At 45.1% G+C, this 3159-nt stretch carries 4 protein-coding genes; 2 read left to right on the top strand and 2 right to left on the bottom strand.

What is annotated here, in order from left to right; all coding sequences use genetic code 11:
* Nucleotides 1–57, bottom strand: a 57-nt coding sequence (locus tag IM322_RS23115; RefSeq protein WP_155119799.1) for a helix-turn-helix domain-containing protein, incomplete at its 3' end; no start/stop codon positions are given.
* 30 nt (nucleotides 58–87) lie between these two features.
* On the opposite strand from IM322_RS23115, the gene IM322_RS01185 reads away from it, so the two are divergent.
* Both IM322_RS01185 and IM322_RS01190 read left to right on the top strand, forming a co-directional pair.
* The gene (locus IM322_RS01185; protein ID WP_287676586.1) at nucleotides 88–417 is read left to right on the top strand and encodes a DUF5615 family PIN-like protein; all 330 of its coding nucleotides are present in this window, start codon (nucleotides 88–90) and stop codon (nucleotides 415–417) included.
* A gap of 159 nt (nucleotides 418–576) precedes the next feature.
* Nucleotides 577–2964, top strand: a complete 2388-nt coding sequence (locus IM322_RS01190) for an ATP-dependent Clp protease ATP-binding subunit (protein WP_287676588.1) — start codon at nucleotides 577–579, stop codon at nucleotides 2962–2964.
* 81 nt (nucleotides 2965–3045) lie between these two features.
* Here the strand turns inward: IM322_RS01190 and IM322_RS01195 are convergent.
* Nucleotides 3046–3159, bottom strand: a 114-nt coding sequence (locus tag IM322_RS01195) for a transposase (RefSeq protein WP_287676532.1), incomplete at its 5' end; no start/stop codon positions are given.

Raw genomic sequence — 3159 nt, forward strand, 5'->3', positions numbered from 1 at the left:
CAATAGCGACTCTTGTTCTGGTGTGGGGTAAAATCGAAACGAGTAGGCTTTTTCCATGTCTCACATTTTAGCATATATTTCGTAAATGTGTTAATATTTAACAGTAAAGCCGTCGTAGAACGACGGGGTTTCAGACCCAAAATTTTCGATGAAATTGGTTTGGCTGGCTGCACAGATGATGTCGTACTTGACTATGTCATACAGGAAAATCGGATTCTGCTAACTCATAACTGCGATGACTTTGAAGAGCTGCACCAAGGTAATCCAAGCCATTCGGGGATCTTAGCGGTTTACCGTAACGCTAACCCCCTAAAAAATATGGGCTTCAAGGCAATTGTCAAGGCGATCGCCAATATCGAAACTGCTAACGTCCCTCTGATCAATCAGTTCATTTCCCTGAATCAGTGGAACTATTAGCGTATTTCAGTGATCTTTCATCCTAAAAACGCGCTATAAGGAGCGCCCAAGTTCACCACTGACTAACCCACCCTGCTGATACGGATATCCCCCTTCCGGCTAATGTAAAGAAAACGTTACAGTAACAGGTAAAGCCCAGTAGCCAGGAAGCCGTCGATCATGTTTGAATACTTTAACCAGAAAGCTATCAAAGCGGTGATGTTCGCCCAAGAGGAAGCCCGTCGTACCGGTCACAGTGTCGTGGGTACGGAGCATTTACTGTTAGGATTGATAGGAGAAGCCACCGCCACCGCAGCCTTAATTCTCAAGGATTTAAAAGTTACCCTGCACGAAAGTCGCTGCCTGATTGAAGGAATGACTGGCCGCAGCACGGGTTACAGTCCCGTTAATATCCCTTTTACCCCAAAAGCGAAAAAGATGTTCGAGCAAGCATTTCAGGAAGCTCGACAATTAGGGGAAAAGGAGATCGCACCTGAACATCTATTACTCGCTATCACCAGCGATCCCGAATCCCTAGCCGCTAAAATTTTAATTATGCAGGGTGTTGATTTGATCAAACTTCGCGGCCTTTTACTTAAAAATGCCGGGGAAAAAGTCGCTAGTGGTCGCTTAACGGGTGATAGTGACTATAAAGACCAGAAAAATGCTCCACAAGGCGGTATTTTAGCCCAATATGGTCGCAATTTAAGCCAAGAGGTCAAAAATGGCAAAATTGACCCTTTAATCGGTAGAGAGCCAGAAATCGAGCGAGTTGTCCAAATTTTAGGCCGCCGTACCAAAAGTAACCCGATTTTACTGGGTGAGCCGGGGGTGGGGAAAACTGCGATCGCTGAAGGTTTAGCACAACGCATCCATAATGGCGATATTCCCGAACTTTTGCAGGATAAACAGGTAATTGCCCTCGATATGGGGTCTTTACTGGCGGGAACCCGTTTTCGCGGCGATTTTGAGGAACGTTTAAAGGGTATCGTGGAGGAAGTTCGCAAATCGGGCAATATTATCCTGTTTATCGATGAAATTCACACTCTTGTCGGTGCTGGTAGCATGGGAGGAGCTATGGATGCTTCTAACTTGCTTAAACCTGCTTTAGCTCGCGGCGAGTTACAGTGTTTAGGGGCAACGACTCTCGATGAGTATAAACGGCATATTGAGCGAGATGCGGCTCTAGAAAGACGTTTTCAGCCAGTTATGGTGGGAGAACCGACTAAAGAGCAAGCGATCGAGATTTTACGGGGTTTAAAAGCCACCTACGAGGATTTCCATCAGGTAAAATACGATCAAAAAGCGATCGAAGCTGCTGTTAATCTATCCTCTCGCTATATCAATGATCGCTTTTTACCGGACAAAGCGATCGATCTTCTCGATGAAGCGGGCTCCCGCACCCATCTACGCTATTCCCTGCAAAGCACAAGTCCTGCGGAGGTTAGGGAAGAATCACCCCTAATTAACCCCGAATCTTTAATTCCAGTGGTGGATGCGGAGGAAATCGCCCAAATTGTCGCCGCTTGGACAGGTATTCCCGTTACCCAATTAACTGAAACTGAGTCAGAATCGCTCTTAAATCTGGAATATCAACTGCATGAGCGGATTATTGGCCAACAGGAGGCAGTGAATGCCGTTTCTCGTGCTATTCGTCGAGCGCGAGTAAATTTAAAGAATCCTAACCGTCCGATTGCCTCGTTTATTTTTGCAGGTCCCACGGGAGTCGGTAAAACTGAATTAACGAAAGCCTTAGCTAAGTTGCTCTTTGGCTCGGAATCCAGTATGATTCGCCTAGATATGTCGGAATTTATGGAATCCCACACGGTTTCTAAGTTAATTGGTGCGCCTCCCGGATACATCGGTTACAATGAAGGCGGTCAGTTAACGGAAGCAGTGCGTCGTCAACCCTATAGAGTGGTTTTGTTTGACGAAATCGAGAAAGCACATCCCGATGTTTTTAATCTTCTCCTGCAACTGTTAGAAGATGGTCATTTGACCGATTCCCAAGGTCGTCGGGTGGACTTTAAGAATACCCTAATTATCATGACCTCGAATATTGGCTCAAAAGTCATCGAAAAAGGCGGTAATAGCTTAGGATTCGACATTGCTGACGATTTTGCTCAATCGCGCTACCAACAGATTTCTAATCGGGTGACAGAGGAGTTAAAACAATATTTCCGTCCCGAATTTCTCAACCGTCTCGATGAAATTATCGTTTTCCGACAGTTAACTCGCGAAGAAGTTACCCAGATTGCCGATATTCTTATCGCGGATCTAGCCAAACAATTGACAGAAAAAGGCATTTCTGTGGAAGTTACCGCCGCTTTTAAGGATTTGGTCATCAATGAGGGTTATGATCCTAGCTACGGTGCGCGGCCTTTACGTCGTGCTTTAACTCGACGCTTAGAGGATAGTTTAGCGGTCGCGATGTTATCGGGAAAAGTCAATTCTGGAGACCATGCGCTATTAGATGTCACTGCTGAAACTGTGGTGACAGTCTCTAGTCATCAGCGCTCTGAGCAAAGCGATATTCTCTCGCAATTACAGTTACAACCAGTGGGTTAATCCCCTCAAAAATTGCTTTTTTCGGGGTTGAAAATGTTTCAACCCCGATTTTTATGGCTCTTCGTTACTCTTTATGCTAAATCAACAGACAAGATGCCAAGATAACATACTTCTAACCCAAAAATTCTGAAAGTTTCTAAAGCCATAGCCTCTCCGTTTTATTAGTTTAAGTTTATTGTTGATTCCCTCGACCAC

This window comes from Microcystis sp. M109S1, from assembly GCF_020247025.1.
GTDB lineage: Bacteria > Cyanobacteriota > Cyanobacteriia > Cyanobacteriales > Microcystaceae > Microcystis.